The organism is Photorhabdus bodei, from assembly GCF_003287735.1.
In the GTDB taxonomy this organism is placed as follows: domain Bacteria; phylum Pseudomonadota; class Gammaproteobacteria; order Enterobacterales; family Enterobacteriaceae; genus Photorhabdus; species Photorhabdus kayaii.
On sequence record NZ_NSCM01000032.1, the window covers coordinates 46,826 to 53,052 of the forward strand.

Consider the following 6,227-nt stretch of genomic DNA (forward strand, 5'->3'; position numbering starts at 1 on the left):
AATTTGCATTGAGCTTATGCTATTTGGCTGTAATTGACGCAACACAAAGGTATACTCTGGAACCTTAGATATTTGTTATTAACCAACGGGAGTTGTTGCCCCCATGCTGCAAGAAATCATGCAATTTATTAACCAGCATATGACCTTAAGCCTCATCTGGATTGCGCTGCTGGTTGCCGTTATTGTGACGACAACGAGAGGTTTCTTCTCTAAAACCAAAGAGATAACTCGTGCTCAAGCTATTAATCTGATCAATAAAGAAGAAGCCATCGTCGTGGATTTACGTTCCCGTGAAGATTTCCGCAAAGGGCATATTATTGGTGCAGTAAACCTGACTCCCTCTGAAATTAAAGACAACAATTTTGCTGAGTTGGAAAAACATAAAAAGCAGCCTGTAATTGTTGTTTCTGCGAATGGCACTGAATCTCGTACTCCGGCAGAAAATCTTATTCGTGCTGGTTTTGAACGCGTATGTTCCTTGAAAGAAGGTTTGGTTGGTTGGACAGGCGAAAACTTGCCATTGGCGCGTGGTAAAAAGTAATCATTTTGGGCGTGAATGGTGACATTCACATGAAAAATTTAATAAGGACATCTAAAGGTAACAATTATTATGTCAGAACAAAGCAATACAGAAATGGCTTTTCAGATCCAACGTATCTACACCAAAGATATCTCTTTTGAAGCACCGAACGCACCGCAAGTGTTTCAACAGGAATGGCAGCCGGAAGTAAAACTGGATCTGGATACCGCTTCCAGTGAGTTGGCTCAAGGGGTTTATGAAGTTGTTCTGCGTGTGACTGTAACAGCAACTTTGGGAGAAGAGACGGCATTCCTGTGTGAAGTACAGCAAGGGGGTATTTTCTCTATTGACGGTATTGAAGGAACTCAGCTAGCTCACTGCTTGGGGGCATATTGTCCGAATATCCTGTTCCCATATGCTCGTGAATGCATCACTAGCCTGGTTAGCCGTGGTACCTTCCCACAGCTGAATCTGGCTCCGGTAAACTTTGACGCCCTATTCATGAACTACCTGCAACAGCAGGCAGAACAGTCTCAGGGTGGTGAACAAACTGAACAGGAAGCTTAATGAATAATACTGTTTCTATGACAGTGATTGGTGCCGGCTCATACGGCACCTCATTAGCCATTACGCTGGCTCGTAATGGTCATAATGTTGTACTTTGGGGGCATAATCCAGAGCATGTTGGGGCATTGCAACAGGTGCGTTGTAATCAGAAATTTCTGCCGGATGTTTCCTTTCCTGATAGTTTATTGCTTGAAACGGACCTAATAAAAGCACTAACAGCGAGTCGCGATATTCTTGTTGTGGTACCTAGCCATGTGTTTGGTGAAGTGTTAAAGCAGATAAAACCACATCTACAGCCTGATTCACGTATCGTATGGGCAACTAAAGGCTTGGAAGCGGATACCGGTCGGTTATTGCAGGATGTGGCCCGTGAGATATTAGGCAATGAAATACCGCTAGCGGTGCTCTCTGGGCCAACATTTGCTAAAGAGTTAGCGGCTGGTTTGCCCACTGCGATTGCTATTTCCGCGACGGAATCTGCTTTTAGCGATGAGCTTCAGCAATTATTCCATTGTGGCAAAAGCTTCCGGGTTTATAAAAATCCTGATTTTATTGGTGTTCAACTCGGTGGTGCTGTAAAAAACGTGATTGCCATTGGTGCGGGAATATCTGATGGTATGGGTTTTGGTGCTAATGCTCGTACCGCATTGATTACGCGTGGATTGGCAGAAATGAGTCGTCTTGGGGCGGCGCTTGGTGCTGATCCTTCGACCTTTATGGGCATGGCGGGATTGGGCGATTTGGTCTTAACTTGTACTGATAACCAATCACGTAACCGTCGTTTTGGCATGATGTTGGGGCAGGGAATTAGCGTCGAAGAAGCCCAGGATCAGATTGGACAGGTTGTTGAAGGTTATCGCAATACCAAAGAAGTACGTGCATTGGCTAATCGTGCCAATGTAGAAATGCCGATTGCAGAACAAATCTATCAGATACTCTATTGCAATAAAAATGTGAAAGAAGCTGCTCAGGCATTATTAGGAAGAGCCAGAAAGGATGAGAGCGATAATGTACGCTCTTAAATAAAAATCTAATGAGATAGGTTCTAAATGTGAGAGTAAAAAATATGTCGCTAGAAGAATTGGACGAAGTTTGGAAGAACATAAAAACAGAAGCGAGAGCACTGGCTGAATGTGAACCGATGTTGGCCAGTTTTTTTCATGCAACATTGCTCAAGCATGAAAATCTTGGTAGTGCTTTAAGTTATATGCTGGCTAATAAGCTGGCTACGCCGATTATGCCGGCTATTGCGGTTAGAGAGATCGTAGAAGAGGCTTATAACTCAGATCAAAAGATGATTGTCTCTGCTGCCCGCGACATCATAGCGGTACGTTTACGTGATCCCGCTGTAGATAAATATTCAACTCCCTTGCTTTACCTTAAAGGGTTTCATGCCTTACAAGCCTATCGTATTGCCCATTGGATCTGGGGAGAGGGGCGTAAGGCATTGGCTATTTATCTGCAAAACCAAATCTCGATGTCTTTTGGCGTTGATATTCATCCGGCGGCAAAGATTGGTTGTGGCATTATGCTTGACCACGCTACAGGCATTGTGATTGGTGAAACGGCAGTAGTGGAAAATGACGTTTCTATCCTGCAATCCGTCACTCTTGGTGGTACGGGTAAAACAGGGGGTGATCGTCATCCGAAAGTCAGGGAAGGAGTGATGATTGGCGCAGGTTCGAAAATATTGGGTAATATCGAAATTGGCCGTGGGGCGAAAATTGGCGCCGGTTCAGTTGTCCTTCGCTCTGTTCCACCACATACAACAGCCGCCGGGGTGCCTGCCCGTATTGTTGGTAAACCTGAAAGCGAAAAGCCATCATTGGATATGAACCAACATTTTAATGGTATCAATCATGGCTTTGAGTATGGGGATGGGATTTAATTTATCGAAATCTGGATAATTAGTGATCGCTATCATATTTTCACATGCTGAATGTGGAAATATGATCTGGCATTCTTAACTTGTGAAATCTTCTATAAATTATTTTTTTGCTACACCTATTATAATATAGTGCCAATGCTTAGGAATGACTTTATTTAGAACTTTATTATCTAACACCCCTAAAAATTTTCTTTGAAATTCATTCCTACCAAGCGTAGCAAGGAAGCCTAATGTTGTATAATTAACATTTGAAAATACTGATAGATAATCTGTCATTTCCTTGGCGGTAACATAGCCCCAGGTATTTCCCCAATTAACATAATTTTTCCTGAGAAATTTATGCAATGGTGATGCAACCAGATTTTCTGCAAACCAAAGTTCACCCCCTTCTTTTAATGAATGGAAGATTTGATTAATAGCCTCTTTTTGTGCTGTTTTATTGAAATTATAACCGACAGCACCTAATACTGATTTAAACATAACAATATCAAAATGGTTCTTATATTTAATATCCGATGCACTCAATTTTTCATATTGAATGTTATCTTCTATATTATAACGCTTATGTTTCTCCAGTGTCTTTGGTGTAGGGCCATTTAGATCGGTACATAGGACATTTGCACCATTTAATGCAGCCCACAACGATAACCCACCATTTTCACTGCCTATTTCTAGAGTATTAGCTGATTTTAATTCTAAGCTAGAATTATCTTGCCAATATTTTAATGCATGGCTCCAATTGTATATGTCCCATTCTATGACATCATGGAGAAATTCTTTTGAAATTTTTGTTTTCATAGTGTAACCAATATATATCAATGAAAATGAGTTGTTTTAATGCTAACTTTATTAAATTATTATGATCTAAATAGTTTTATCAAATAGTAGATCGTTTGAGGGAATCAACCCCGATTAAGTTATCTGAATCAATTTTTAAAGAGAAAAAATCCCCCAATAGGGTTATTCTATACTAATCATAGCACCTACGCTCCATAATAAACGATGATTTAGCGCAAAAACTTGTTCAGAAAAACCCAGGATAAAAGTTACGTCTAATATCTTCCTACCTTCCTCTACCCATGCTTTTGGCGGATATAGTATTGGCCGACTAGAAAGTTTACCTGCTGGGTTTAAATAGCGCTTATTCATCTCATTTAATATGCTCCTGTGATTACAGATTGCTACATTCCTGAGCTGATAACCCTCGTAGTTAATTATTTTACGTACCACACTTCATCCGAGAACATGACAAAAATGGGTGCTTAGCTCATCGTGAATCTGGTGTAGAGTAGAAAACTATTCTTTACCAGACCCACATAAAGAAGAAAAAATTGCCGCGATACGATAAATAAATAACACGTTGGGCTATTGTAAGAAAGTGTAGCGATATTAGTCACGCTTATTAAATGACACACTAATTTTTTATGATAGCGCCCTGATAATCTAATTGTCGCCAGGCTTCGAAAACGACAACAGCGACTGAATTGGAAAGATTCATACTGCGGCTGTTTGCCAGCATTGGGATACGGATTTTTTGTTGTGGCGGCATATTATCCAGTACGTAAGGCGGTAGCCCTCTGGTTTCCGGCCCGAACATTAAATAATCTCCTGCTTGATAACTTACCGCACTATGTGCTGGTATTCCTTTCGTTGTGAGAGCAAACAAACGAGCAGAAGACTCTCCTGTTAATCCTTCATTCTCTAAAAAAGCCAAATAATCATGATGTTGTTTAACATTGGCAAACTCATGATAATCCAGCCCGGCTCGACGTAGCCTTTTATCATCCCAGGTAAAACCTAGGGGTTGAATCAAATGCAATTGGAAACCGGTATTGGCACAAAGGCGAATAATATTACCGGTATTAGGTGGGATTTCAGGTTCAAATAAGACGATGTTTAGCATAAAGCCCCCCAGAAACAAGGGGCACAGATTAGCAGAAATCGGGAGGGGATGCAGGGGGATTTCATCTCTGATTAATCGTCTGGCTATTGAGCCAGAATTACCCGTTGAGTTGCTGCAACTTAATCAGGAGACATTACAGGCTATTCGGAATCTGGAAAATGGCGTAGGTGTTCACCGAGTGAATACGATAGATGAGCTAAAGCGTGATCTTGGATGGTAAATCCGACATTCCGCACCGCATTCGTAATTTATTGTTTTAATTGAGAATCAACAAATGCATGAATTTTATACAGACTATTTAAAATCAGTGCATTACGGATATGGCGGCGGAATGACGGGTAAATAATGCTAAAGATTGTTTACCAGAGTCGTTTAAAAAAAGATGCAAAACGTTATGCTAATAATAAAAAAGCCCAATCGGTTATCTTGAAAACCATTGAGCTTTTACAGACTGGTGAGCCTTTAGCAGAGCGTTACCGTGAACATTCATTAGCAGGCCAATATTATTGGTTACCTTGAATGCCACGGAGCGCCAGATATTTTGCTTATTTATCAGCGCACAAATACTGAATTTAAACTATACCCGTCATCTTTCAAGTTGCCTCTTTGTTGGCTGCACTCGCTCACCCCGGTCACATAGTTACCTATGCTCCCGGGGATTCACTCCCTTGCCGTCGCGATCCATCTTGAAATCCATAGGGTATATACCCGTAATCATTGAAGATGCTTGATTTTATCCGAAATGGAGATCATTATCCTCGCTATGAAAATATTTATTACATCAGAACAAAAAATCAAACTTGAACGTCTTCACGACACCACTCGTGATGGTCAAGTACGAGACAGAATAAAAGCTATCCTTCTGGCTTCTGAAGGGTGGAGTTCTGTCATGATAGCCCAGGCATTGCGACTCCATCAGACCACCGTTGACCGCCATATCGGTGATTACCTCAATCAGGGGAAACTTAAATCTGATAATGGCGGGTCTGATAGTTTACTTTCTCGAGAACAAACTGATTTTTTAATCAACCACTTATCTCAACATCTTTTCCATCACACCCATGAAATCGTGGCCTATGTTGCTCAGCTCTGGGATATTACCTTTAGCATTCCAGGCATGAATAAATGGCTACACCGTCAGGGTTTTTCTTATAAAAAACCTTGTGGTGTCCCTCATAAATTCGAGGCAGAAAAACAGCGACAATTTATTGAATATTATGAAAATCTTAAAGTCACAGCGAAAGACGAACCCATCCTCTTTCTTGACGCGGTTCACCCGACTCAAGGCACTAAACTCGGTTATGGCTGGATGCGAAAAGGCGAGAAAAAAACAGTCAAAACAACAGGAA

The 6,227-nt window shown here is 41.1% G+C and carries 10 protein-coding genes; 7 read left to right on the forward strand and 3 right to left on the reverse strand.

What is annotated here, in order from left to right:
• Window positions 1–103: 103 nt before the first annotated feature.
• The 4 genes from CKY02_RS16135 (at window position 104) to cysE (ending at window position 2,975) form a co-directional block, all read left to right on the forward strand.
• Window positions 104–541 carry a rhodanese-like domain-containing protein gene (locus CKY02_RS16135; RefSeq protein ID WP_112896085.1) on the forward strand — a complete coding sequence of 146 codons (438 nt, stop codon included), beginning with the start codon at window positions 104–106 and terminating at the stop codon, window positions 539–541.
• A 69-nt stretch (window positions 542–610) separates the two neighbouring features.
• On the forward strand, window positions 611–1,087 hold the full coding sequence (gene secB / locus CKY02_RS16140; protein ID WP_112896086.1) for a protein-export chaperone SecB: 477 nt from the start codon (window positions 611–613) through the stop codon (window positions 1,085–1,087).
• Complete coding sequence (gene gpsA, locus CKY02_RS16145; protein ID WP_112896087.1) at window positions 1,087–2,109, forward strand: NAD(P)H-dependent glycerol-3-phosphate dehydrogenase; 1,023 nt, start codon at window positions 1,087–1,089, stop codon at window positions 2,107–2,109. The genes secB and gpsA overlap by 1 nt, the downstream gene beginning before the upstream one ends.
• 44 nt (window positions 2,110–2,153) lie before the next feature.
• A complete protein-coding gene (cysE, locus tag CKY02_RS16150; RefSeq protein ID WP_112896088.1) occupies window positions 2,154–2,975 on the forward strand; it encodes a serine O-acetyltransferase in 822 nt (273 codons plus the stop codon).
• Between the two features lie 99 nt (window positions 2,976–3,074).
• Here the strand turns inward: cysE and CKY02_RS16155 are convergent, their stop codons facing one another.
• The 3 genes from CKY02_RS16155 to trmL all read right to left on the reverse strand — a co-directional run bounded on the left by CKY02_RS16155 (window position 3,075) and on the right by trmL (window position 4,878).
• On the reverse strand, window positions 3,075–3,773 hold the full coding sequence (locus tag CKY02_RS16155; protein WP_112896089.1) for a class I SAM-dependent methyltransferase: 699 nt from the start codon (window positions 3,771–3,773) through the stop codon (window positions 3,075–3,077).
• 162 nt (window positions 3,774–3,935) lie between these two features.
• A complete protein-coding gene (locus CKY02_RS16160) occupies window positions 3,936–4,124 on the reverse strand; it encodes a hypothetical protein (RefSeq protein ID WP_146747462.1) in 189 nt (62 codons plus the stop codon).
• Window positions 4,125–4,389: 265 nt separating this feature from the next.
• Entirely contained in the window at window positions 4,390–4,878 is a 489-nt protein-coding gene (trmL, locus tag CKY02_RS16165; RefSeq protein ID WP_112896091.1) for a tRNA (uridine(34)/cytosine(34)/5-carboxymethylaminomethyluridine(34)-2'-O)-methyltransferase TrmL, read from the reverse strand.
• Between trmL and CKY02_RS16170 the strand changes: the two genes are divergently transcribed.
• From CKY02_RS16170 to CKY02_RS16180, 3 genes are all read left to right on the forward strand, one after another.
• The gene (locus tag CKY02_RS16170; protein WP_240002067.1) at window positions 4,868–5,098 is read left to right on the forward strand and encodes a type II toxin-antitoxin system RelB/DinJ family antitoxin; all 231 of its coding nucleotides are present in this window, start codon (window positions 4,868–4,870) and stop codon (window positions 5,096–5,098) included. The genes trmL and CKY02_RS16170 overlap by 11 nt on opposite strands.
• Window positions 5,099–5,223: 125 nt before the next feature.
• Entirely contained in the window at window positions 5,224–5,397 is a 174-nt protein-coding gene (locus tag CKY02_RS25815) for a type II toxin-antitoxin system RelE/ParE family toxin (protein WP_240002068.1), read from the forward strand.
• 244 nt (window positions 5,398–5,641) lie between these two features.
• On the forward strand, window positions 5,642–6,227 hold a 586-nt coding region (locus CKY02_RS16180; protein ID WP_112896092.1), incomplete at its 3' end, for an IS630 family transposase.